This is a genomic window from Lewinella sp. IMCC34191 (assembly GCF_003390935.1).
Taxonomy (GTDB): Bacteria; Bacteroidota; Bacteroidia; order Chitinophagales; family Saprospiraceae; genus Neolewinella.
In genome coordinates, this window is sequence record NZ_QNQZ01000008.1 from 60,202 (window position 1) to 86,371 (window position 26,170).

General features: G+C 58.9%; 16 protein-coding genes. 10 read left to right on the plus strand and 6 right to left on the minus strand.

What is annotated here, in order from left to right; all coding sequences use genetic code 11:
* Positions 1–29: 29 nt before the first annotated feature.
* The 4 genes from DRW39_RS15425 to DRW39_RS15440 all read right to left on the minus strand — a co-directional run bounded on the left by DRW39_RS15425 (position 30) and on the right by DRW39_RS15440 (position 9,740).
* Positions 30–2,078, minus strand: coding sequence for a PKD domain-containing protein (locus DRW39_RS15425; protein WP_116107962.1), 2,049 nt, complete (start codon positions 2,076–2,078; stop codon positions 30–32).
* 33 nt (positions 2,079–2,111) lie between these two features.
* Positions 2,112–3,572 carry a RagB/SusD family nutrient uptake outer membrane protein gene (locus DRW39_RS15430; RefSeq protein ID WP_410503599.1) on the minus strand — a complete coding sequence of 487 codons (1,461 nt, stop codon included), beginning with the start codon at positions 3,570–3,572 and terminating at the stop codon, positions 2,112–2,114.
* 21 nt (positions 3,573–3,593) lie between these two features.
* Positions 3,594–6,653: a SusC/RagA family TonB-linked outer membrane protein gene (locus DRW39_RS15435; protein WP_116107964.1), complete on the minus strand. Its 3,060-nt coding sequence runs from the start codon at positions 6,651–6,653 to the stop codon at positions 3,594–3,596.
* A 297-nt stretch (positions 6,654–6,950) separates the two neighbouring features.
* On the minus strand, positions 6,951–9,740 hold the full coding sequence (locus tag DRW39_RS15440) for a LuxR C-terminal-related transcriptional regulator (RefSeq protein ID WP_116107965.1): 2,790 nt from the start codon (positions 9,738–9,740) through the stop codon (positions 6,951–6,953).
* A gap of 224 nt (positions 9,741–9,964) precedes the next feature.
* On the opposite strand from DRW39_RS15440, the gene DRW39_RS15445 reads away from it, so the two are divergent.
* The 8 genes from DRW39_RS15445 (at position 9,965) to DRW39_RS15485 (ending at position 19,537) form a co-directional block, all read left to right on the plus strand.
* Entirely contained in the window at positions 9,965–10,579 is a 615-nt protein-coding gene (locus DRW39_RS15445; protein ID WP_116107966.1) for a hypothetical protein, read from the plus strand.
* A gap of 186 nt (positions 10,580–10,765) precedes the next feature.
* On the plus strand, positions 10,766–12,145 hold the full coding sequence (locus DRW39_RS15450) for a purple acid phosphatase family protein (RefSeq protein ID WP_198664910.1): 1,380 nt from the start codon (positions 10,766–10,768) through the stop codon (positions 12,143–12,145).
* Between the two features lie 189 nt (positions 12,146–12,334).
* A complete protein-coding gene (locus DRW39_RS15455; protein WP_116107967.1) occupies positions 12,335–12,832 on the plus strand; it encodes a GNAT family N-acetyltransferase in 498 nt (165 codons plus the stop codon).
* Between the two features lie 126 nt (positions 12,833–12,958).
* Positions 12,959–15,145 (plus strand): MGH1-like glycoside hydrolase domain-containing protein, encoded by a 2,187-nt coding sequence (locus DRW39_RS15460; protein WP_116107968.1) that lies wholly within the window; start codon positions 12,959–12,961, stop codon positions 15,143–15,145.
* Positions 15,146–15,266: 121 nt separating this feature from the next.
* Positions 15,267–15,704: a hypothetical protein gene (locus DRW39_RS15465; protein WP_116107969.1), complete on the plus strand. Its 438-nt coding sequence runs from the start codon at positions 15,267–15,269 to the stop codon at positions 15,702–15,704.
* A 76-nt stretch (positions 15,705–15,780) separates the two neighbouring features.
* Positions 15,781–16,191, plus strand: coding sequence for a hypothetical protein (locus DRW39_RS15470; protein ID WP_116107970.1), 411 nt, complete (start codon positions 15,781–15,783; stop codon positions 16,189–16,191).
* A 1,041-nt stretch (positions 16,192–17,232) separates the two neighbouring features.
* A complete protein-coding gene (locus DRW39_RS15480) occupies positions 17,233–18,093 on the plus strand; it encodes a hypothetical protein (protein ID WP_157976153.1) in 861 nt (286 codons plus the stop codon).
* Positions 18,094–18,151: 58 nt separating this feature from the next.
* On the plus strand, positions 18,152–19,537 hold the full coding sequence (locus DRW39_RS15485; protein WP_116107973.1) for a deoxyribodipyrimidine photo-lyase: 1,386 nt from the start codon (positions 18,152–18,154) through the stop codon (positions 19,535–19,537).
* 129 nt (positions 19,538–19,666) lie between these two features.
* Here DRW39_RS15485 and DRW39_RS15490 read toward each other — a convergent pair whose 3' ends face one another.
* Positions 19,667–19,996: a hypothetical protein gene (locus DRW39_RS15490; RefSeq protein ID WP_116107974.1), complete on the minus strand. Its 330-nt coding sequence runs from the start codon at positions 19,994–19,996 to the stop codon at positions 19,667–19,669.
* A gap of 141 nt (positions 19,997–20,137) precedes the next feature.
* On the minus strand, positions 20,138–21,172 hold the full coding sequence (locus DRW39_RS15495; protein ID WP_116107975.1) for a proline iminopeptidase-family hydrolase: 1,035 nt from the start codon (positions 21,170–21,172) through the stop codon (positions 20,138–20,140).
* A 249-nt stretch (positions 21,173–21,421) separates the two neighbouring features.
* On the opposite strand from DRW39_RS15495, the gene DRW39_RS15500 reads away from it, so the two are divergent.
* Complete coding sequence (locus DRW39_RS15500) at positions 21,422–24,460, plus strand: SusC/RagA family TonB-linked outer membrane protein (RefSeq protein ID WP_116107976.1); 3,039 nt, start codon at positions 21,422–21,424, stop codon at positions 24,458–24,460.
* A 100-nt stretch (positions 24,461–24,560) separates the two neighbouring features.
* Complete coding sequence (locus DRW39_RS15505) at positions 24,561–26,087, plus strand: RagB/SusD family nutrient uptake outer membrane protein (protein ID WP_116107977.1); 1,527 nt, start codon at positions 24,561–24,563, stop codon at positions 26,085–26,087.
* Positions 26,088–26,170 lie beyond the last annotated feature (83 nt).

A 26,170-nucleotide genomic window follows, 5' to 3' on the forward strand; every position in this document is an offset into this window, starting at 1 on the left:
AAAGACACTTTTTAGTGGGGGAAGCGGAATCAGGGCATCTGCCGGATGTCGTCGAAATAGTAGACCGAATCGTCACCGACCGTACCGAAGTCGAAGAAGATCACCACCTTGGAGTAGTCTTGGGTCAGGTCGCCGCCGCTGTAGTCGAAGGTGAGTTCCTCCCACTGATTGGCGACGGTCGTATTTCGGGTCACCTCCATGGCGATGTCGCCGTTGCCGGCATTTTCCATCTTCAGCAGTACGGGGATACCGGCCTTGGGCGACCAGACCTTCACGGTTACGGTCGTGGTTTCCGTAAAGTCGATCGGTTGGGGCAGTTCGCTTACCGCACCGGCCCAGTCCATGGCACCCGTGGGCTTGGTGAACTCACCCACCCGGCCGGACATATTGATGCCGGTTGGGTCCGGGTTGTCAACAATCGCTACCGCCGCGCCACCGAAGGCCGACAGCGCGTAGTCCGTATCTTCTGATTCGAAGCCGATGGGTAGCTCGTTGACGACCTCCTCGCCGCCACCGACGCCTACCTGAGCGATGTCGTCGAAGTAGTAGGTCGCGCCGGTACCGGGATTGCCGAAGTTGAAGAAGACGGCCACCTTGCTGTATTCGCGGGTCAGGGTCGGATCGGCCTCGGCTCCGCCGTACTCGTAGGTGAGGGTTTCCCAGGCATTCGCCACGGTCGTGTTTTGCGTGACTTCGATGAAGATGTCTCCGTCCGTACCGTTTTCCACCTTGAGCATCACGGGGATGCCGGCGGCCGGCGACCACACTTTCATGGACAGCTGCGTAGAGGCCGTAAAGTCGATATTTTCGGGCAAGGCGATGGCCACGCCGCCCCAGGTCTGGGCGCCTTCGGTTTTGATCACCTGACCGACCTTCGCGCTGGTGTTACTTCCCGTGGCGTCCGGATTGTCGATTAGTTCGAAGGTTGCTCCCCCGAATTCCTCCCAATTGTAGGTCAGGTCGTCGGACTCCAGGGTGATCGGCAGGCTGATCACCGGACCTAAATCGGCCATCATGACATCGTCGAAGTAGTAATCCGCACCCGTGCCGGCATTACCGATATCGAAGAATACGACCACTTTGCTGTATTCCCGCGTCAGGTCGTCCTCACTGAAGTCGAAGGTGACTTCTTCCCACTGATTCGCTACCGAAGTGTAGATGGTGTCGTCGACGAAGATGGCGCCGTCTCCGGCGTTCTCCAATTTCAGGGTGACGGGCGTACCGACCTGGGGAGCCCATACTTTCATGCTCATCCGCTGTGCCTGACTGAAGTCGATGGGGTCTCCGACTTCCACGAAAGCACCCGCCCAAACTTCCGAGCCCTCTTGCTTATTCAGTTTCACCACGCGGTCACTGGTGTTGCCGTCATCCGCTGCCGGATTCGCTACTACCTCCGCGCTTGCCCCCCCGAAGTTGGTAAAGGTGTACTCCCGGCTGGCATCTTCGAAGGTCAGGGGCAGGTATAGCGGATTGGTGATATTCACCTCGACGGTATCGCTCACCGTTGCCGTGCCGCCACTTCTGGCCTCCACGACCAATTGGTACAATCCGACATTACCGTACTCGTAGCTCACCGTTTCGCCCTCCTGGAAAGAAACCGGCTCTTCGTCGAGGTCTTCGCCGAAGTAAACCAGGAAGTTAGTTTCCAGGTCCGCCGTCGCGGTCACGTCGATGGAAAGCGGGTTTCCTGCGGTCGGGGTGACGCTAACGTTCAGGTTTTCCGGAGCGCGGAAGCTGACCGTCAGTTCCTCGGTGTAGGTAGTGGTTTGCCCGTTGATGTTCATGGCTTCCAGGGTGACGGTGTACACGCCCTCGTCGTACACGTGGGTGATGGTCTCGCCGGGAGCCAGATTGCCGGAGGCAGCGCCGCCGTCCCCGAAGTCCACGGAGAAGGCCGTTACCGCCTGACCGCCGGGGCGGACCGTCACGGTACCGGTGTTGTCGCCGGTGATCTGGAAGTCCAGCGAGAGTTCGCTGGGCATGGCGGCACTATCCAGGTCGGGCATCATCAACTCGTCCTCACACGCACTGATCGCGAGTACCAGCAGGAGGAAGTAAAATATCGTATTCAGTTTCATAACTGTAGTTGTATTAGGATGCGGGGTACTCGCTTAGTAGTTGGGATTCTGTTCCCAGTTGCCTCCCGAAAATTGGATTTCCTCGAAGGGTACGGGGAAGACTTCGTTCTTTCCGGCCGTAAAGCCGTCAATCTCGGCGGCGGCGCGGCCGGTCCGGACGAGGTCGAAGAAGCGGTGTCCTTCTCCCACGAGTTCCAGCCGCCGTTCGGCGAGGATAAAGTCGCGCAGGGCATCACCGGAGGCACTGATGTCGTGGTCTTCGTCGCCGAAGGCACGGCGGCGGACCATATTGAGGTACTCCCGTGCCTGCTCGTCGTTGCCGGTGGCATTCAGCGCCTCGGCGGCCATTAACAGGACGTCGGCGTAGCGAATGGCGCGGTAATTGTTCGGATTGGTCAGGTTCTGATCGCCGATGTTGGTGTCCCCCTTCCGGGCGATATACTTGCGGTTGTAGTAGCCGGTGTGCTCGTAGCCGGTACCGTAGGTCGCGCCGGTCTCGTCGGCCCACGCCTCGATATCGAGGATGCTCACGTCGCGGCGGCTGTCGCCGGGCTCGAAGGCATCGTAGGCCTCCTGTACCGGTACGTTGAAACTGAAGCCACCGTCGAAAACGGGGCCGCTGTAGTTACGGATGCCGTTGAAGCCGACGGCGATGTTGCCTTCGCTACACTGCAGGCAGCCGAAACCGGCGCCTTCCGCGTCGGAGTACTGCACTTCGAAGATGGATCCGGGGCCGTTCTCGCCGGCCGGCTCGAAGATGCCGTCGAAGTCCTCTTCCAGCATGTAATTGCCGGATTGGATCACCTCCTGCAGTACCTGGGCAGCGGAGGTGTAGTTTTCCTGGTACAGGTACGCTTTACCGAGCAGCGCCTGGGCGGCCGCCTTCGGTACGCGACCCACCTGCGGAGCGGTAGCGGCCAGATCGGGGATCGCCGCCATCAGGTCGGATTCAATCAGGGCGTACACCTCGCTGACGGGGCTGCGAGGGATCGAATTTTCATCTCCCAGGGCGAAGCGGGCCTCCGGCTTGATCGGGATCGGGCCGAACCACTTGACGAGTTCAAAATTGTAATAAGCGCGCAGGAAGCGGGCCTCGGCGATGATCTGCGCCTTTCCGTCGAAGTCGATCTTGTCCTGAAATTCCAGGATGAAGGTCGCCCGGTTTACGCCGGCAAACATCCAGTCCCAGATGTTACCCACCTGGTCGTTGACGGGGGTGTGGATCATATCGTCCACCTGCTGGAAACCGATGACGTCGTTGGCACTCTCGCCGCCGGCCAGGGTATTGTCGGAAGCGATCTCGCCGAGCAAGACATTCAGATAGGTGGGTTGCAGCAGGTCGTACGCGGCGATCAGGGCGTTCTCGTAATCGGGGGGCGTATTGAAGTAGTTCTCCGAATCGATGGAGTAGACCGGGTCGCGGCCGATGAAGTCCTCCTCGCACGCCGTCAGGCTGATGAGCAGCGCGGCCCCGAGCAGGAATGTCGTTTTCAGTTTGTGCATAATCTTTGGTAATTACAGGCTGAGGTTAGCGCCGACGAGGAAAGAGCGGGCGATGGGGTAGAAGCCGAAGTCGATGCCGCTGCCGATGGGGGCACCGCTGGAGGCAGCGGGGTCGTAGCCCAGGTAGTCGGAAAGGGTGAGCAGGTTGTTGCCGCTGAAGTAGAGGCGAAGGCTGGAGTTATCCCGACTGCCGATGGTCAGGGGCAGGGTGTAGCCGAGGGTCACCGTCTGCAGGCGCAGAAAGGAACCGTCCTCCACGTAGAAGTCGGAGAAGACGCGGTTAGCGGTAGCGGCGTTGGTCACGCGGGGTACCTCGTTGGTGCTTCCCGGGCCCGTCCAGCGCTGGAGGTAGTAGTCCAGGCGATTGACGTCGCTCAGTGCCCGCTCGTAGTTGCGGACGATCTCGCCCCCCAGGCTTGCGAAAGCGTAGGCCGTAAAGTCAAACCGGCGGAAACTGACCTGGGCGTTGAAGCCCATCGTCATATCGGAGATGGGGTCCCCGAGGTAGGTCCGGTCGTCGGGGTCGATGACGCCGTCGCCGTTGGTGTCGACGTAGCGCAGGTCACCCGGTTGGGCCTCGGCGCCGAGCGCGATCTGGGACGGCGCCCCTTCGACATCGTCCGCCGTTTGGAAGATGCCGTCGGTCTTATAGCCGTAGAAGTAGCCGATGGGCAGGCCGACTTCCATCCGGGAAGGAGCAAGTTGGCCGACGCCGAAGCCGCCACCCTCGATAAAGCCGGTGCCGTTATTCACCTCCAGTACCTCGTTGTCGAGGGTGGTGAAGTTGTAGTTCAGGTTGATGCGCCAGTCGCTGTTTAGCCGCTCGCGGTAGTTGAGGGCCAGTTCCAGTCCGCGGTTGCGGACCGCGCCGGCGTTGACCGTAGGTGCCGCGCTACCGGGAGCCGCCGTGCCGACGATACCCGACACCGGAATGTTGCTGATCAGCAGGTTGTCGCGGGTGTTGATGAAGTAGTCGGCTACCACGCTGAGTTTATAGTCCAGTAGGTTCAGGTCGAAACCGGCGTTAAATTTCTTGGCCTCCTCCCACTGCAGGGCGGGGTTGGGCAGCGCGCCGATCGCCGTACCGTTGACCAGCACGCCGTCGAAAACGTAGGTGGCCTCCCCGCTCAGGGTACCGATGTAGCCGTTGTTAAGGATCTGGTCGTTACCGAGGATACCGTAGCTCACGCGCAGCTTAAGCAGGTCGATGGCGCTGTTGTCCGCCAGCGTATTCTCGTCCAGCACGATCACCCCGGCCGTGAAGGAGGGGAACAGGGCCGAGCGGTTCTGCGGGCCGAACTTGGTGGACGCATCCCGCCGCAGCATAGCCGAGGCGAAGTAGCGTTCGTTGTAGTTGTACTGTACGCGGCCGAAGTAGCTCAGGCGGCGCTCGTCGTAGCTGTAGGAACTGACGTCCCGGGCCCCTTCGGGGCTGGTGCCGGTGGCCAGGCTGATGTCGGCAAACTCCACGTTGTTGTTCGGTACGTCGTAGCCGGTGGCGAATAGGCCGTTGCCCAGTTCCCGGAAGATGGTCGTACCCACGGTAGCGGTCACCTGGTGGGCCTCCCCGAACTGCCGGTCGTAGGTACCGAAGAGGTCGATGGAGTAGTTATTGTCGTTGATGCCGTTCTGGTTGACGCTGCTGCGGGTCACGTCGAAGACCTTGCCGCCGTAGCTGATCAGCGGGTTGAATACCCGGCTCTCGCTGTTGGAGGTGTTGAAGCCGACGCGACCGGTCAGGGTCAGGTCGTCGATCAGGTTCCAGTCCAGCGTAGCCTGGCCGTTCAGCTTATTCAGGTTGTAGTCGTTGTAGGTATTCGCGATCTGGGCGGCGGGGTTGATGACCTCGATGCCGAGTCCCGGCGTATTGGGCACCAGGGTAAAATCACCGTTCTCATCCGTTACCGGAAGGGTGGGAGGCGTATTGAGGGCATTGAAAAGCACCGAACCGAGACCGTTTTCGCTCAGCGAATTGCGCTCCAGGTAGGTATAGATCAGGTTCGTGCTAAGTTTCAGCCGGCTGGCCAGGTCGACGCCGAGGCTGACGCGTCCGGTTGCCCGGGTGAAGGCGGACTTGTCCCCCCCGATGATGCCCTCCTGGTCGAGGTAGGAACCCCCGATGGAGTAAGTGATCCGGTCGCTGCCCCCGGAAGCCGTGAGGTCGTGACTCATGATGGGGGCATTGCCGAAGACCTGGTCCTGGTAATCCGTGCCGGCCCCCAGGTTGGTAGCATTGGGGTAGGGGAGGGCCTGACCGCCCGCGGCGTAAGATTCGTTTAGGAGGAGCGCGTACTCCGTGGCATTCAGCAGGTCTAAGGAGCGGGAGCTTTCCTGCGTGCCAACGTAAGCGTTGTAGCTGATGCGGGTAGGCTGGTTCTTTTCTCCCGTCTTCGTCGTGATGAGGATAACGCCGTTGGCACCCACCGTACCGTAGACCGCCGCCTGGGCGTCCTTTAGCACCGTGATGGTTTCGATGTCGGCGGGGTTCACCGTGCTCAGGTCACCCTGGTATCCGTCGATGATGACGAGCGGGGCGTTTTGCCCGTTGGTGGAAACACCGCGGATGCGGATATTCAGTCCGGCACCCGGCGCACCGGATTGGGTCGTTACGTTGACCCCGGCGACCGTACCCTGCAACGCCTGCTCGATCTTCTGCGGCTTCAGGTCGGTGATGGTCTCCGAATCGACGGTGGAAACCGCCCCGGTGACGTTTCGCTTGGTCTGCGTACCGTAGCCGATCACGACCACCTCGTCCAGGGCCTGTACGTCCGATCCGAGCTCGATGGTCAGCGGATCGCTGTTTTCCACCGTCACGGTCGTTGGTGCGTAGCCCGTATAGGAAATGCGTAATTCCGCACCGGCGGTTAGGTCGGTTATGGTGAAGGATCCATCCAGATCGGTTACCGTGCCCCTGACGTTTCCATCACCGGGGCCGGAGGCGACAATCACGCTCGCCCCGATCAAGGGGTCACCGCTTTCCGCGTCGGTTATAATACCGGTTACGTCAAAGCTTTGCGCGGTCAGACTAAAACCCGTACCCAGGAGTACGAGCAGACATAAAATTTTATACATGCGACTTGAAGTTTAGCAGCACTCCCTACACCATAATCGTGCCGTCACCGGGCTTCGGTAGAGTGTACTGCAAAGCTAGTAGTGTTGTGGTCGCGAATGGCAATGATCGACCCCTACAAAAACTCCCTGGTTGCTGAAATGCCCGTAGATGCTCGTTTTCATTACCGTATTCGTACACCGGCCGACACGGAAGACGGGCGCGTGTTGTGGTAATGTATGGGTGGTGTTGGGGTGATCGATGGGCAATTTTCTTTCTACCTGCGCCCCGCCGCAAGAAATTTCGTCAACGATGGAATATCAGATCTCCAGGATGTATTCCGTCAGCCCCGTTTCCCGCTCCAGCCCCATCTTTTTGCGCAATCGATAGCGCTTTACCTCCACGCTGCGGGGAGAAATATTGAGCATGGGCGCGATCTCCTTGGAGGTCAGGTTAAGCCGAAGGTAAGCGCACAGTTTGAGGTCATTCGGCGTGAGTTCGGGGTGGCGCTCCTTGATCTTTTTGAAGAACTCCCGGTCGGCATTTTCAAAGGCATCACGGAAGAGGGCCCAGGTCTCCGCTTCGTCGATGTTGTGATCGATGGTCTTGACGACGGCCCGAATATTCTTCTCCGGATCGCGGGCCGCCAGCAGGTCGGACTTGATCTGCTGCAAGAGCTCGTTCTTCTTGACCAGGTTCATGGTGGACAGGGCCGCCTCGCGGTTCTTGGCCTCGATATCCTCCCGCAGGCGCTGGTTGTTGAGGCGGGCGAGTTCGAGTTCCGTTTGTCGCTGCCGGGCGGCCATGGCACGCTCCTTTTCCACCCGCCAGAGACGCTGCTTGCGGCGGTAGTAGCCGGTATACGAGCGGTGTAACAGGAACACGAGTCCCACCGCACCCAGTAGGTAAAGCAGTATCGCCAGATAGGAAGCGTACCACGGCCGGGCGATCGTAAAGGGGTAGCTGATCGTATTTTCCGACATTCTGCGCCCCAGCAGGGATCGGACCTCGAGGGTGTAGCTTCCGTAGCCCAAGGCCGGAAACCGCACGGTCGTTGCCTCGGTCCATTCACTCCACTCGTCGGTCAGTCCCCGCAGGCGATACTGATAGCGCGGGTGGAAGTACTGACTGTAATCCGGTACCGCGTAGGAAAACGAAAGGGTGCGTGAGGTATACGGTATGGTTTGGGCATCGCGCAGCGGAAGCGCCCGCGGACCTTCCTGTCCTGACTGACTCGTGACCGCCGTTAAGTGCAGTTCGTGCCGTTGCAGGGGAACGGCAGCGCGAGCCAGGATCAGGTAGCCATCCGCCGTACCGATGAGTAGGGTGTCCCGTCCGATCGGGGTTATGTTCTCGTACCCGACCGGGGCATCGATCAGCTCAGTAGCAAGGGCAATGTCGGCTCGTCCGAGGGATTCCCGCAAGGCACCACGCTGCAGGTACCCCAGGCCGTCGGCGTGTACCAACCAAAGTCGGCTATCGGTCGCGCTGAGCCGGCCGCTGACGTAGCCTTCCGCGGGTACTTCCGCGCTCAGACCCGGGGACCGGTGGAAGCCCTTTTCGTAATTTTCCAGTACAAAAATGCCCTCCCGGGAGTAATAGTATACGCTGTCCTGGAACGCGGTCAGGCCCGCATTCTTACCCTTTTCCGGGGTCGTGTACTGCTGGCTTTCCGTCACCCGTCGGTAGTTCGCGTCGAGCCGTAGGCCGTAGACACCGCGGTACTCGTGACTTACGTAGGCGTGCCGGTCGGGTTGAAGGGTGAGGTAGCGGGCCGATAGATCGAAACCGTCGATGCGGTTCCGCAGCTGCCAGTTTCCCTCGTCGCGCTCCAGCACCGACAGGCCCTGATAATTTCCCTGTAACAGCCAGTCCGGGTGCCCGGGGATTGCCTGAAAGATCCACGTACCGCGCACGTCGGCTATGAGGCGCGCGGTTTCGCCGTCCACCGCGAAGGTGCCCGAATCGTGGCCGGCAAAAAGTTGCCCGGCGTGCTCGTACAGCGACCAGACCTGTCCGCGGGTGCCCGGTACGAGGTCGAATCCGCCGACGTCGTCCCGGACGAAAAGTCCCTGATTGCTACCGAGGTACAGCCTTCCCGCATGGCGGGCGGCGGCGTACACCGTGCCGACCTGTCCGCTGCGGTCGGTGAACTTGCGGATCGGGGAGGCCAAATTGATGCAGTTCAGGCCGTTGTCCGAGCCCGCCCACACATTGCTCTGAGCATCCTGGTAGAGGGAGAGAACCGTATTATTAGTCAGGCCTTTCACCTGGTCGATGTGGTACTGAAGTTGCCCCGCCGCATCCGTCACGTACAGCCCGCTGGAGATGGTTCCGAAGGCGTGGCCTCCCCGCTGCAAATCGATGGCACTGTACACCCGCTTGCCGGCGAGAAAGGCGAAGTCATTAAGCGCTTCCGCCCTTCCCCGGTCCAGAAGAAAAGTGCCATCGGATTCCGTCTGAAACAGCAGTCGGCCGTCTTCCTGCCAGAGGTGTATGATAGCGGAGGCGAGGGCGCCCGGGGGCAGCAGGGTACGAATGCGGCCGCTCCCGATCAGGTACAGACCGCCGCCCGCATCCGTGAAGTACAGACCGCTGAGTAGTTGGAAGGTCTTGGTAACCCCGTTTTCCGGCCGTAGCACGTCAATTTTCCCTGATTCGGGGCGGTAGAAAAACAGTTGCTGCAGGGATTGAAAAATGATCGCGTCCTCATAGCTCAGGATATTCCAAAATTGCTCGTCGGGCAGGAGGCGATCGCTCACCCCGTCGGTCAGGTTACGGTAGCTTAGGTGCCCCTCGGGCTGGCGTACCCAGTAGCCGAAGTCCATATAGCTGCCGGTATAGACGCGGTCATTCGTGGCGTGGACCGAGCGAATAACCGATTCATTGCGGGAGGGGTAACGGGTCCACTGCGCGCCGTTGTACTCTAACAGCCCTTCGTTGTTCGCAACGTACAGGAAGCGGTTTTCGTCCTGCCCGATCATCCAGTTCTGGCTGCCCGCCCCGTAAGTGGCCGGATCAAACCGATTCACGGGGGGGAGTTCCTGGGCGGCGGTGCGCAGGTAGAATGCTGACAACAGGACCAGACCTACTATACGGACGAGAAACATAGGACCCGTTAAGGTACATTGCTACGGGCTGGATTAGCGTCTTCCTGGCCGCCAAGTCGCGGGACGGTAATCATTGCGACGATTCCCCGCTTGTCACCATCCGGCACGATGTCGGTTTGGACGTGGGCACTCGCGAGTGTACATTCAGCAAAACGAACGGCGGGATTTTGAGCCTAACCAATTCATACTATCATTGGTCTCCTGCGGCACGGAGTCGATTTCAGGTGAAGCTCGCCCTTTGGGCCTGCGTACCCAATCTGTTCCTTGCCGGTGGACTGTACCTCCTTTCTCCGGGCCTACTGGTGATTTCCGTCTTTTCGTTTGCCATCACGCTTACGGTGGTTGCTTCTTTCTTCGATGTCCCAAGCCTCGTCGAGCGGGGTAAATTGACCTATTATTCACCCTTTCTACTGGGGGAAGAACCTAAAAACGGGCGCATGACCGTGCACGGGGGCACGCTGTTCGACTACTACTTTACGCTGGATCGGTCCGATCCCGGCACTGTCCGGACCCGGCAGGTTTTAGTGGAGTATTTGCGGGGATTACTCGCGCTAACCGAAGCGCACGACGACGAACTCACGGTCCGGGGCACGAGCTACATCGTCGGTGAGCGCACGGCTAGCCGGGTAGGACTTACGAAGACACCGACGGACAGCCTGCAGTACCTGATCTTACTGTTCAACTACTTCAATTTGGCGGTGGCCATGCGGTTGGTGAAGGGGCGCTGGGAATGGCCGAACCTGCATCGGGTACACACGTTTGCCGGCCGGGTTGGGGACATACGGCTGCGGGCGGCTTATATTCAGTCCCTGTTGCTGCGGCTTGAATCGCGGGATTGAAGGTTGCGGCCTGGTTAAGAGCCGGTCTCCGAAGCGGTGCTGCTGCTTACCTGATTTCAAGAGGTAATACCCAGTTAATATGCCTTTGCCACCTTTGCGCATTCGGCCAACGATCCGTCCGGTCCATCTCTTTCGGCCCGGACGTAGGCATAGGGGACTTCTTTAGGATCCTGCAAACCTTCACTTATGTACTTCCGCACCATGCTTTTCGTCTACCTCGCTTCCTTCCGGCTGTGCGGGCAGGTGGGAACGAATGACTACTACCCCCCAACGCCGGTTCCTGATCGCATCATGCTCAACCTGACGGACACCCCTTCGACCAGTACCGCCGTGAACTGGCGGACGTCGCTTCCGGTCGCGAAGAGCTACGTACAAATCACCGAGGCCGATCCCGGTCCCGACCTGGAAGGCTCCGCCCGGGTGATCGCCGGCACCAGCGAAAGCTTCATGACGGATCTGAACGGGGCCCGCTTCCATTCGGCTACCCTGGATGACCTGCGCCCCGGGACGCAGTACGCCTACCGCGTCGGCGACAGCCTGCACTGGAGCGAATGGAATCACTTTACGACCGCTGAGGCGGGGGAAGCGCCGCTGTCTTTCCTCTACTTCGGTGATGCGCAGAACGACATTAAGAGCCTGTGGTCACGGGCCATCCGCGGTGCCTACGCCAAAATGCCCGAAGCGGACTTCATGCTTCACGCCGGAGATTTGATCAATCGCTCCGACCGCGACCACGAGTGGGGGGAGTGGTTCTACGCCGGCGGCTGGATCTACGGCATGATGCCGAGCATCGCCACCCCCGGCAACCACGAATACGGCCGCACGATCCTGGGCGATCGGGAACTGTCTCCCCACTGGCGACCGACCTTCCACCTGCCGGAGAACGGTCCGGCCGATTATCCCGAAACGGTCTACTACGTCGACTACCAGGGCACCCGGGTCATCTCCCTCGATTCGCCGGCCTTTCTACGGGACTCCAGCGAGGCGAACGTGCAGATGGATTGGTTGCGGGGCCTACTGGCCGATAACCCGAATACGTGGACGATCGTGACGATGCACCATCCGGTGTACTCCAGCCGGCTGGGTCGCGACAATCTCGAACTGCGGGAAGGGCTGCAACCCATTTTCGAGGAATTCGGGGTCGACCTGGTCCTGCAGGGCCACGATCACACCTATGGTCGCGGTACCAACCTGCCCATCGGCTCCGGCAAGCAACCGACCATCGACGGACCGATCTACGTGGTGAGCGTCAGCGGCCCGAAGATGTACGATCTCAGCCTGGAGCCCTGGATGCAACGCGGCGCATCCAATACCCAACTCTACCAGTTGATCGAGATCGACGGCGACGTCCTGCACTTCACCGCTTACACCGTCACCGGCCAGAAATACGATGCCTTCGAGCTCCGCAAGCAGGGGGCCGGCCAGCCCAACGTCTTCATCGATCAGGCCCCGGCGGATGTTCCCGAGCGACTGGCCCTGCCCCCTCGCTTCGAGCGCGAATACACCGACGAGGAGCGCGCCGTATACCGCAACCGCTTCGAGGAGTACGAGGCCCGGAAAAATTGACCGGGATCATTCCGGGTCCCGGAGCTCCAGCTCCGGGGGACTGATCTGCCGGTTCGTTTAACCCGAGTTATAAATTTCCCCACCCGCTGTGACCGGACTACAGGTCGGGACCCGGGCCACGCCGACTCCCCAGGCATGCAGGAAAGGAAATAGCTATTTTCATCGTGCAGTAACCCGCAGCTAACCCTCATGAAAACCGCAATCAGAGCTATGCAACCCGCTGACTGGCCGCAGGTGAAAGAAATTTACCTCCTAGGGATGGCGTCGGGCACGGTCACCTTCGAAACCGGGGTGCCGGAGTGGGAAGCGTGGAACGCCGACCATCATCCTTTTTGCCGGATCGTGGCCGTATGGGAGGGAAGGGTAGTCGGATGGTTGGCCCTGAAGCCGATCTCGAAGCGAGCCGCTTACCGGGGCGTAGCGGAGGGAAGCATTTACGTCCACCCCGATCACCGGCGCCGCGGGATTGCCGCGGAACTCATTCGGCGGGCCGTAGTGGAAGGAGAGGAAGCGGGAATCTATTCCGTACAGGCGTCCGTGTTCCCGGAGAACGCCGCCAGTATCGAGCTGCTAATGCACTTCGGTTTTCGACGGATTGGGGTCAGGAAGAAAGTGGCCCGACGCGATGGGGTATGGAAGGATAACGTACTGCTGGAGCGGCGAAGTGAACTGCCGGAGTACAACTGACTGGCCGGCCTGGATTGCTCTCTCGCTTCGTCCGCCGAGCGTAGCTCGTCTGCCGAAGCGAGAGGTCTGCCGAACAAAGTAGTGCCCTCTTCACTACAGAGGTAGCCCATCAATAACCACCCCAGTATGCCCAACCCCCTCTACACCTGCCCCGAATTCACGCTGTACCCGGATGGCGTAGAGCAGGGCAAGATGCGGGCCGAATGCCTTTCTTCTACCCGATTGCGCAGTAATTACGGAGACACCATCCACGACGACCGGGATCCCCGCACCGAATGGGAAATGGCCAGCGACATTCCCGAGGGGGCAAGCTATAGCTCCGATCAGCCGCTCGTCGATGCCTTGTTTAATCTGGCCAGGGAGGAAGCCCACCGTAACGTGGAAGCGGATGGTACCCTGCGCACCGGCGCCAAGTGGGCGGGGGTATGGACGCGGGATGTCAGCTATAGCGCCTTGCTGGCCTTTGCCATTCACAATCCAGAGGCGGTGAAGACCAGCCTGCGGGATAAAGTAAGGCGGGGGCGTATCGTACAGGACACCGGCTCGGGGGGCGCCTGGCCGGTTTCCTCCGACCGGACGACCTGGGTGCTGGCCGCCTGGGAAGTTTACCAGGTAACGGGCGAGCGGGAATGGCTGGAAGAGATCTTTCCCATCATCCAGGCTACTCTCGACGACGACCGGAAGACGCTGGCCGACCCCGAAACCGGGCTTTATCGCGGCGAATCTTCCTTTCTTGATTGGCGGGAACAGACCTACCCCCGTTGGATGGACAACACCGATATTTACGAGTCACTTTGTCTCGGCACGAACGCCGTCCACTACCGGGCGCACTACCTCCTGGCGGAAATGGCCGATATCCTGAATAAAGATGCCGCTCCCTACCGCGAAACCGCCGAATCGCTCAAGCAGGCCATCAACGACCGGCTGTGGCTGCTCGATAAGGGGTACTACGGACAGTACCTCTACGGCCGCGACCATATGCTGGTCTCTCCCCGCTTCGAAGCGCTGGGGGAAGCACTGTGCATCCTTTTCGACGTAGCTGACGCCGAGCAGTCCGCCTCGATCGTCGAGCGATCGCCCCTGACTCCCTACGGGGTATCCTGTATCTACCCCCAGATACCGGATATGCCGCCGTACCACAACAATGGGGTGTGGCCGTTCGTGCAGGGCTTTTGGAACCTGGCGGCCGCCAAAGCCGGTAACGGGGCGGCACTGGAACACGGACTGGCGGCCATCTACCGCTCGGCCGGGCTGTACCTGAGCAACTACGAGAATATGGTGGCCGAGAGCGGCGGCGTCATGGGTACGGAAATCAACTCCCACCGGATGCTCTGGAGCATCGCCGCCAATCTGGCCATGGTCTACCGGGTTTATATGGGCATGGAGTTCCGGGCCGACGGCCTCTATTTCGCTCCTTCCGTACCGAAAAGCTACACCGGCGCGCGTCGTCTGACCGGCTTCCGGTACCGCGAGGCGACCTTGGACATTACCGTAAGTGGTTACGGACAACGCGTCAAGGCCGTACGGATCGATGACAGGCCGGCGGACGTAGCTTTCGTGGATGGGAAGTCGACGGGGCACCACACCGTGGAGATCGAGCTGGACGATAAGGAATTTACCTACGACGCGATAAACCGGGTCGACAATCAATCGTCCCTGCCCACGCTCTGGGCCGGAAGGGTAGGGGAGGTGCTGCAGTGGAGCCGGGTAGTTGGGGCCACGCACTACCTGGTCTACCGCAACGAGGAACTGTTCCACCAAACGTCCGACAATAAATGCCAGGTGGATCCCTACGCGTACGCCTCCTACCAGGTGGCCGGGATGGATGCCGAGGGGCAGGAGGCCTTCGCCAGCGAGCCGGTACTGGTGACGCCGGTCGTCCACGTGTTCCAGGCGGAAGGCTACGCCCCGGCGGCCAGGGTGGAGGAAAGTGTCGAACACTACACCGGAAAGGGTTTTGTGGAACTGACCCGGGAAGAGAACCGCGAGGTGAAATGGGAGATCGAGGTCGAAGAGGCGGGGACCTACCTGGTCGACTTCCGCTTCGCCAACGGCAGCGGGCCGGTGAACACAGATAACAAATGCGCCATCCGCAGCCTGACAATCAACGAGCAGTACGCTGGCGCCGTCGTCTTTCCCCAGCGGGGCGCGGACGACTGGTCGAAGTGGGGCCACAGCAATGCCCACCGGGTGTCGATGAAAACGGGTGCGAATACCATTCTACTTCACTTCGAGGAATGGAACCATAATATGGACGGGGAGGTGAACCGGGCTTTCGTCGACTATATGCGACTGACGTTAGTGGAGGACTAGCGGTTTCCGAATGGGTTTTTACCTGCGCTCCGCCGCAAATAAGATTGGTCAGCCTTGCCGGTGGGCTTGTTTCGGTGGAAATTTTAAGGGTTGGCGATTTAATTACATAGATCTTTGACTCATGTATAAATTATGTGTACTCATCGTCGTCCTGATCACCCTGCTGGCCTGCGAGAATCCATCTGGGGAGAACAACCAGCCGGACACCATCCCAACCACTGACGAGACTGCCATCGACACCGTGGAAAACGAGACCCTAAGCGGGACCACCGGCGATTTACAGGGGAAGTGGCGTAGCGCCGACGACTCCTTGCATACGCTGGTCTTCGAGGGTAACCTGATGACAATGAACTACGCTGGAGAAGCAGCCGGCGAGGCGGAAAACTTCGTCATCGGTTCGACCTGTCCGGAAGCTCCCGCCACGGCCTCCACGAATGATGAGCGCCGCTACCTCAGCGTGCCCGACGACAACCGGTGCTACTACATCATCGAGCTGAACGATAGTAGCCTGCAGATGAGCTACCTCGGGCGAGGTAATACGCTGCGGTACACCCGCTAGCTTCGCCAGGCCTACCCAGCAAGCAATCTACTCCACAAACGGCCCGCTTTTCCGTTATGGCAGCAAAGCGATCAACATGTACAAAGTAATCCTGACCGCCCTCACGCTAATCATGGCGGTGGCCTGCGGCGAGGTATCCGAATCCGTGCAGGAAGCGGGAGACAAAACGGTTTCCAAGACGAACACCGTCGGCGAATTACAGGGAACCTGGAAGAATGAGGACAACGTGCTGCAAACCGTACGTTTCGAAGGAAACCTGATGATCACCAGCCAGCAGGGAAGCGTCGAATCAGAGGAGAACTTCGTCATCGGGCGTACCTGCCCCAACGTATCCGACGCCGTGGAACCCACCGGAGACGGCCGCTATCTCGCTATTCCGGACGACGGTCGCTGTTACTTCATCGGCAAGCTGAATGCGGACCGGCTGGAGATGAGCCTGGTGGGGAAGGGGGATAAGCTTTGGCTGGTGCGGGCGGAAGACGGGTAGAAGTACGATTTTTGAAGTACGAATTACGATTTACGAAGGGGCTGCCGCGTTTGGTAGCTCGCCTGCGGCTCGTGGATCCTCCGGGTTGAGGACCTCAGGTCCGATCGGACGTGGTACTTGGCGCGTAGCCTCGCTCGCCTTCGGCTCGGGATTTAGTTCAACACAGATTTCGCGGATCGCTTCGCTCGGGCACGGATGCCCGCGGATTATGGAAGGCGCTGCGCGCTTTTCCCGCATGATGGAGCTCGCCTGCGGCTCGTGGATCCTCCGGGTTGAGGACCTCAGGTCCGATCGGGCATGGTACTTGGCGCGTAGCCTCGCTCGCCTTCGGCTCGGGATTTAGTTCAACACAGATTTTACGGATCGCTGCGCTTGGGCACGGATGCCCGCGGATTGGCTGCGCCGCTGCTTCGTGGTTGTCCTGCCGGACTTTAGATGTCGCGGATTATGGAAGGCGCTGCGCGCCTTCTTCTGTGTCTCTGTGTTTAAATTTTAGCCGTATTGCATGCCTGCTACCGGCGTAGCCCCCCGTTCGTTGTTTTTTAACCGCGGATTCAGGCAGACCGCTGCGCTAGTTCGCGGATTTGCACGGATTGGCTATGCCGCTGGTTCGTGGTTTTCCGCAGAGCTCCGGATTACGCGGATTATGGAATGCGCTGCGTGCCTTCTGCTCAATTTTTGGCCTCTCCCCCGGCCCCTCTCCGGAGGAGAGGGGTGACACAGCCTGGTTGAATGTCCTGCTATTTAGTTCTTCTTCGCTCTGGGAAGATCGCCGTGAATCTTCTCGGAACCGATAAGCACAGCATGCCTCCAGCGATCTGGCGGGTTGGTCACCCCTCTCCCTTGGAGAGGGGCCGGGGGAGAGGGAGGTAGGATTCTCCCGGACTGCCAGACACCCCCTCTTAGCACAGCGGCTCATGAAGCTTATGAGTTCAGGACCTCCGGTCCGATTTCGCTATTTCGGCGGTCACTTCTTCGGCCAGGCGGCAATCCAGAAGTCTGTATTAGGTTATATATGGACCGCAATTAATCCTACCATTCGTGAGCTACCCATCACTGAATAGACTACTTTACTTGTTGTTCCTGCCGCTGCTGGCGCTGGCTTGTGAAAAGGAAACGATACAACCCGCCCAGAATCTTCCCGGCCAATCGGAGCAGCGAGTATGCCGGATCACCGAAATACCCTACGGTAATTCCATCTATCTGCCGGATACGGTCCTGACGGAATACGACACGCTGCGGTTCGTGTACACGGACGACGGCAAACTACTTACCGCGGACCGCTACGAGGGGGGACAGGTGACCTTCTCCTACGAGGGCGATCGGGTAGCCGGGGCCGTTTATACCGTTCCCGAGTATGCCGTGGAATTTGTGGGCATCTATAGCTACGACGATGAGGGCCTGCTGCGGGAAGTGCGGTACCCGAACTGGTACACTTCACCACGGCGGGGGGAGTCTCGGCTCGAGGTGGACAGTTTCTTCTACGACGACACCGGGCGCAGAACAGGCATGTCGACCTGGGCGGAAGTGGATGATCACCTGTTTACCGGTTACGTTCCGGTCGTGGAGCGGAGCTATACCTACGATGCAAGCGGCAACATCCCCCAGGTAATCGAACTGGAATACTACAGCACCCAGTACGAGGGCCGGCAGGCGAACAGACGGGTGACCACCCGAACCGGGTTCACCGTGTACCGCAGCCTGCTGTTCGAGTCCCCCCTTCGTGACCACCATCTCTATGCCATCTCGCCGTACCTGCACGAACGCGAGGAGTTTATCGTGACCGATCCGCGCGGGAACCGAAAATCCTACGGTACGGCCGATTTCGTCTTTACTCCGGAGTACATCATTCCCGAGGGCTACTATACCTGGTCGCGCCCGTACACCTGTTTTGGCGAGTAGCCCCCTTCTACTGCGCTCCGCCGCAAAAACCAACTTTCGAATCCGCCGTTAAGCCGGTATGGAAGAGCTAAAAAACTTCAGCGTAGCCCCGGAGCGGCTCCAGCAACTCAACGAAAAGGATCTGAAGGAAGACGGGAAGTACGTCGTCTACTGGATGCAGGAAAGCATGCGTGCGTACGAGAATCCCGCCCTGGAATACGCGATCCGGTGGGCGAATGACCTGGACAAGTATTGCGTGGTCGTATTCACGTTGATCGATGACTTTCCGGAGGCGAATCTGCGCCACTATAAATTTCTGATCGAGGGGCTGAAGGATGCCGCCGACCGCATCACCGAGCGGGGGATCAAGTTCATTCTGCTTCACGGCCCCCGGGCGGAGAAGATTGCTGGCTTCGTGGAACAAAATGATGTTTGTGCCGTCGTCACCGACCGGGCCTATACCCGCCACGAGCGAAAATGGCGTTCCGATGCGGCCGAGAAGCTGGATATACCCCTGGTGCAGGTGGAAGGGAACGTGGTGGTACCCGTCGAAACCGCCAGTGATAAGCAGGAGTATGCCGCGCGCACGATTAGGAAGAAGATCATGGGGAAGGTCGAAAAGTTCAGCACCGAAACTACCGAGACGAAGCCAGACAATCCCAGCAAACGGGTTCATCTCAGCGGCGATATGGAATTGGATAGCGTGAGCGGAGTACTGAACCAACTGAAGGTTGACCGCGAGGTAAAGCCCGTTGACGAATTCATCGGCGGCACCACGGAGGCCCGTAAGCGGATCACCAGTTTCCTGCGCGCGGACCTGGAGGGATACGCCGACGGCCGGCTGGAGCCTTCGGAAGACGCTACCAGCCACATTAGCCCGTACCTGCACTTCGGACACATCAGCCCGTGTGAGTTGTACCGCAAGGTGAACGATTCCAGCGCCCCTAAATCCGACAAGGAAGGCTACATCGAGGAGTTCGTCGTGCGCCGCGAACTGGCCCACAATTTTGTCTGGTACGCGCCCGACACCTACGATAGCCTGGACGCCGTTCCTGATTGGGCCCAGGAAACCATGGAAAAGCACGAGAGCGACAAGCGCCCACACCATTACACCCGCGAAGAACTGGAAAATGGCGAAACCGACGACGATGCCTGGAACGCCGCCATGAAAGAAATGCGCGAGCGGGGATTCCTGCCTAACTACATGCGTATGTACTGGGGGAAGCAGATCATCACCTACACCAATACCTACCAGTACGCCTACGAAACCACGCTCTACCTCAACAATAAATACTTCATGGACGGACGCGACCCCAACAGCTACACCAACGTGCTGTGGCTCTTCGGCCTCCACGACCGCGGCTGGACCGAGCGGGACGTATTCGGCAAGCTACGCACCATGACCCGCGGCGGACTGGACCGCAAATACGACGTAGAAGGCTACATCGAACGCGTCAACGGGTAAAACGCGGTCTCCGACCGCGCTGTACGATGCGCTTTCCAAGCGCGCAAGTACGATGCAGTCTCCGACTGCGCAAAACAGAAAAGCAGACCCGGCGTACGCCAGGTCTGCTTTTCAATAAGAACGAATCGCCTAAAGCGACTTAGCCGCGTCGGTAAGCTGCTTCCCCAGCGCCTTAATCTTATCGGCGGTAGCACCTTCCGCCTGTTTGGCGGCGGCGGTGGTCTTCTTGCCGAGGGAGGTCAGCGCCTTCTTCAGTTGGGCGGGCGTGGTGTCTTCGTCGCCGAGCAGATCGCCGAGCTCTTCGAGCTCGTCGGCAATTTGGATCAGGTCGTCATCGTCGGAGTCGCCGAGCGTGTCCACCCAGCTATTGATGCTGCGGGTCGCGCCGGTCTTTGCCTTTTCGAGGCCCTGGTCGAGCGATTTTATAGTGGAATCTAGATGGGCATTTTCACTAGCCATGGTAATCGTAGTTTGATTTCCTAGCTAATACGATTTGCCGGCAAACGTTCCAATATTGACCACCATTGTGAAAATAATTATCGACGGGTGGCGCTAATCCTCACTTCCTGAATCTCAAAAAAACGAGAGTGTGAAAAAAGGCTAGTCCGCGCCGTTCTCCTCGTTCACCGTATTGATGAACTCCACTACGCCGGCGAAGTACTTTTCCTGGTCGTCATACATTGCCATGTGACTGCCGTCGGGTAGATATAGGTAGTGACCATTGGGGAATTGCTCGGCCATCCATTCCATATGATCGGGGTCCATGGTGTCGTGCTCGGCACCGATAACCAGGGTAGGGACTTCAATCTGGCTCAGATCCGCACTGCGGTCCCAGTCGGCCAGGCTGGCACTGGGGTGGATGCCGAATTCGCTGGGCCCCTGCATGGTGAGGTAAACGTCGTAGTTGACGTGCTCGAGTCCGCGCAAAGCGGGTTCCGGCCAGTCCGCCACCGGCATACGCAGTACGTGCTCGGTGTAGTAGTTTTCCATCAGGAGTTCGGTGTAGCGCGGGTTGCCGTAATCTTCCGCCGCTTCGAGTTGCTGGATTTCCGCCAGCACGTCGGGGTCGAGCTGGGGGCCGAGTACTTCCTGCGCGTAGCGATTGTATTCCGGGATACTTGACATCATATTGGAAATGATGAGTCCCTTAAGCGCGTCGGGGTGAGCGAAGGCGTATTCCATGGCCAGGATCCCGCCCCAGCTGTGGCCGAGCAGGTAGAAATTTTCGGCGTCCAGCCCAAGCGCCTGCCGAACCTGATCGACTTCACTGACGAAGCGGTCGATGGTCCAAAGGGTAGAATCACCAGGGTGGTCGCTCCGCCCGCTTTCCAGCTGGTCGTAGTAGTAATACTCGATATTCTCCCCGGGGAAGTAGCTGTCCGCCGCCTCGAAGTATTCGTGGGTGTTCCCCGGCCCGCCGTGGAGCAGCAAGACTTTCTTGTCCGGATTGTTGCCGACCCGCTTCGTCCAGACCCGAAATTCACCGGCGGGAGTAGAGATCGGAATCATCCGGGCACCGCCGGCCAAAGCATCGACGTGGTTGGTGCGGTCAAAGTAAGGGGCCGTTTCGGGGGTGTCGACCGTCGGCGAACAGGCAAACACACAGAGGATGGCTAAACGCAGTATAAATGGCATGCAATAAAGGTATAGATCACCCAGCCAGGATGCGCCAGAAAGACCCACGTTTTAGCGAAGGAGCGAGAAGGTTGTCAAAAACGCGCTCTGATGGCAGCGTTTGTCTATTAAGTGTCGTTTAGACAAAAATCGGCAAATTAACGGAGCATAAATTAACGCAAGCTGCGCTTAAATGATACTTTTGCCCCCCGGTGGAGGACTCCCCCCCGCCATCACGAAATCGATTGTGTAACGCAATATCTATACATTATGATAATTTCTATACGCAAATGCGTATCGTTGACTCTTTTTCTTTGCTTGTTAACCAGCGTAGCCTGGTCGCAAACTACGGTCACCGGTACGGTCACTGACGGCGACGGTTTCCCCCTGACCGGGGTGAACGTTCTGGTTGTTGGGAGTAGTTCCGGAACGGTCACCGACCTGGATGGGGAGTACAGTCTGACGGCTCCGGAAGGTTCCGTACTACGTTTTTCTTATATCGGTTTCACTTCCCAGGAGGTGCCCATTGAAGGACAAAGCGTTATCGACATTACCCTCGGTGCGGATGCCAACGTAATTGACGAGGTAGTGGTCGTCGGATACGGTAGCCAGCGCCGCGAGGCCGTTACCGGTGCCGTTTCCTCCATTGACGCCGAGGAAGTATCTGCCCTTACCGTCAGTAACCTGGGTGAAGCAATCCAGGGCCGGCTCGCCGGTGTCCAGGTAGTCAGTGGCGGCTCGCCGGGTGCCCCCCCGATCATTCAGGTCCGGGGTATCGGCTCCATCAGCTTCGGCTCCGGCCCGCTCTACGTTGTGGACGGTGTTCCCGGTGCCGGTGGACTCAACCAGTTCGATTCCCGCGATATCGCCAGCATCAACGTTCTGAAGGACGCTTCGGCAACCGCCGTTTACGGTTCGCGCGCCTCGAACGGTGTCATCATTATCGAAACCAAGAAAGGTGCTAACGCGCAGGGCCTGCGCATGAGCCTCGAATCGACCGTCGGTGTTCAGACCCAGCCCCGTCGTTATGACCTGCTCAACACCGACCAGTACATCCAGTACGCCGAGATCTTCAACGGAGGCCCACTGCCCCGCGATCTGGATCAGCCGGTTTACGAAGGTGCCGATCAGACTTTCCGGGAAACGGAAACCGACTGGCAGGACGCCATCTTCCAAGATGGCCTCATCACCCAAAACTCCCTTCATATCACCGGAGGCGGCGAACGGTCTTCTTTCTTTAGCTCCTTCGGCTACCTCAAGCAGGAGGGCGTCGTGAAGGGATCGCCCTACGAGCGTTTCAACTTCCGGATCAACAGCGAGCACTCCCTCAGTGAAGACGGACGGTTCAAATTCGGTCAGACCCTCCTCCTGGTAAACGACGAGCGTGGTATCCAGCCCGAACTCGGCGGACGCCCGCTCTTTCTTCAGGCAATTCAGTCGCTGCCCTACCAGCCGATCGAAAACCCCAACAACGTGGGTGGTTTCTCCGGTGCATCCTCCGGCCTCGACATCGCCGACCCGGGTAACCCCGCCCTGGCGGTTAACCTGTTGGAAAACCGGGATCGCGTATTCAAAATGCTGGGTACGGCCTACCTGACCTACGAACTATTAGATGGTCTGGAGGCTCAGGCTTTTGTCGGAGGGAACTACCAGAACTACCGTAATTACAACCGGACGCCGATTTACGAGTCGACCTCGCCCAATAATAACAATACGATCATCGATAACCGCCAGACCACCTTCAGCCCGATCTACCGCGGCCTGCTGAACTTCGATCGACTCTTTGGCGACCACAGCATCAACGCGGTACTGGTAGGGGAAATTCAGAACAGCTATTACAGCCCCCTCGCACTGACCGTTACCCAGCCTAACCCCGTATTAGACGTGTTGGAGGGCGGAGCCGATCTGCGGGTAATTCCCGGCCAGCTGGCACCCAACGAAACGACCCTGCGTTCGTTGGTAACCCGCGTGACCTACGGTTACCAGGGTAAGTACTACGCGACCTTCAGTTTCCGTCGTGACGGATCGTCGATCTTCGCTCCCGGATTTCAGACCGAAAACTTCCCCGCCGGTGCCCTTGGCTGGAACATCAGCGAAGAGTCCTTTATGGATGATACTCCCTTTAGCCTCCTGAAGGCACGGGTCAGCTACGGACGTACCGGATCGATCGGTCTTCCCCCCTACTCTTTCCAGGATCCCATCAACTCTACCGTCGGTCCGGTCTTCGGCGGCGGCAACCAGCCCACGATCAGCTACATCAACACCCTGGCGAACCCCGAACTGCGGTGGGAGCTTACGGACATGCTGAACATCGGTTTGGACATGGGCTTCTTCAACAACCGCCTGAACTTCAGCATGGAGTACTACGACCGTCAGGTGGATAACCTCATCCTGCAGATCGCCCTGCCCCCCTCCGCCGGGGTCGCGACTACCTCCCAGAACATCGGTGCGCTTCAGAACACCGGCTTTGAGTTTCAGGGACAGTACTACGGTAATCCGAGTGGTGATTTCCAGTGGAACGTATCGGCTAACCTGAGTACCAACTCCAACGAAGTGCTCAGCCTCGCCAACCCGGACGATGTGATCGAAGGCAACAACGATATCGAATTCACCGGTAGCTTCAACTCCACTGTTACCCGCGTGGGTGACCCCGTATACAGCTTCTTCGGATTCGAAACCGACGGCATCTTCCAGACCGTCGGGGAAGTGGACGAAGCACCCTTCCAGAACGACCTGACCGCACCGGGCGACATCCGCTTTGTCGATCAGAATGACGACGGTGTCATCGACGCGGCCGACCGCGTGATCATCGGTAAGTACCTTCCCGACTTCACCTACGGCTTCAACTTCAATGCACGCTACGTTGGATTCGACTTCAACGTCTTCTTCCAGGGCTCGCAGGGCAATGACGTATACAACGGCGTCGGATCCTTGCTTTCCCAGACGCAGCGTCTGTTCAACGTCGGTACCGATGTCCTGAACGCCTGGACCCCGCAGAACACCAGCACGGATGTTCCCCGGATCGTCGCCGACGACCCCAATAATAACCGTCGGGTATCCGACCGTTTCGTGGAAGATGGATCGTACCTGCGGATGAAGGCCCTGACCGTCGGATACACCCTTCCCCTCTCCGAGGGCGGCGTATTGTCTAATCTTCGCCTGTACCTCACGGGTCAGAACCTAGTCACACTCACGGGTTACAGCGGTCTGGATCCGGAAATCGGCGGCGCCCTGAGCGAAACCGGTTTCGATAACGGCGATTATCCCAATGCCCGCGCCTTCATTTTCGGTGCGCAGGTTGGCTTCTAAGCACCCACTCAATCCGCAACCCTCCACCCCCGCGTACTATTAGTAGAGCGGGGGTGGAGCGGCCAAGGCCTTTAATCAATCAATACAACATCTTGCGATCATGAAGTTGAAAGCTATATTCTTATTCGGACTCCTCGCCATTGGCTTCGGCTGTAGTGAGGACGATCTGACCCGCCTCGATCCGGGCCGCGTCGTTCCGGAAAACTATTTCCAGAACGAGCAGCAGATCGAGTCGGCTATCCTTAGCGCCTACTCTACGTTGCGCTCCGGCCCCCTGGTCAGCCGCTGGTATTTCTTTATCAACGACCTGCGTGACGACCACCACGTCGCTACCTCGTCCCTGACCGTTTTGTTATCGATCCCCGGCGGTAATGCCGCTGCGACGGATTTCGAAATGACGGAACACTGGACTGCCCTCTATCTTCTCATCCACCGCGCGAATACCGCACTGGACGGCATCGAGGCTAACACCACCGTCGACGAAGACGTGAAGAACACGCTCGCCGGTGAAGCCCGTTTCCTGAGAGGGTGGGCCTACAACGAACTCGGCACCCAGTGGGGTGGCGTTCCGATCTACACGACCCGCCTGACCACCCTGGACGGTTTCCAGCCACGTAGCACCCGTGAGGAAACTTTCGCACAGGCGCAGGCCGACCTACAGTTTGCCGCGGAGAATTTGCCGGAAACCCGCGCCGATGCCTCCCTTGGACGCGCAACCCGCGGATCCGCGCTGGGTATTCTCGGTCGTAGCTACATGCAGACCGACAATCTAGACGAGGCCAAGACGGCCCTGGAAGCCATCGTTCAGTCGAACCAGTACGAGCTGGAAGAGAACTTCGGTGACCTGTTTATCGAAGAGAACGACTTTAGCTCCGAGAGCCTGTTCGAGGTTGTGTATGCCCCCATTGGCGACTACAACTGGAACGGTTTCGGTACGGGTGACGGCTCGGACTCCAAGTCGGTACGGGCCCAGGAGTACGGAAAGGCCTGGCGGAACGTCGCGCCATCTTCCGACCTCGTTAACCTGTACGAGAACGAACTGGCCGGCTGTGACTACACCGACCCCCGCCTGCGCGAAACGGTCATCTTCGATGGCGATACGTACGCCAACGGTACGGAAGTATTCGACGATGCTCGTCCCAACAGTCCCGATATTAACTACCAGGGTACGGAAATTGGAGCGAGCTTCTACAAGTACGAAGTTTACTACAAGCTCAATCCGGGTGAATTCTACACCTCTACCACCAATTACATCCTGATGCGCTACGCTGACGTGCTGTTGCTGCTGGCCGAGATCGAAGCCCGCCAGGGTGACCTTGACGCCGCCCGCGACTACGTCAATCAGGTCCGCTCGCGTGTCGACCTTCCCGACCTGGAAGACAGCTGCGTTCCCAATGAATCCCGGGATGAACTCATCAAAGCCATCATCGATGAGCGCGGTAAGGAACTCGCTTCGGAATCCGTCCGGGCTCGTGACCTGCGTCGCTGGGATCTCTACGGTGTGATTGATGCCGCTAACTACCTGGACTACTGGACGGACCGCGAACTGCTGCTGCCCATCCCGCTCCAGGAGATCGTGACCAATACCGAGATCAGCCAGGCCGATCAGAACCCCGGCTACAACTAGTCGGTTCCACGTAATTTGTTCCATCAATGGGGACCGTGTCCAACCGGATACGGTCCCCATTGTGTTTTTAGCACAAGTCTACC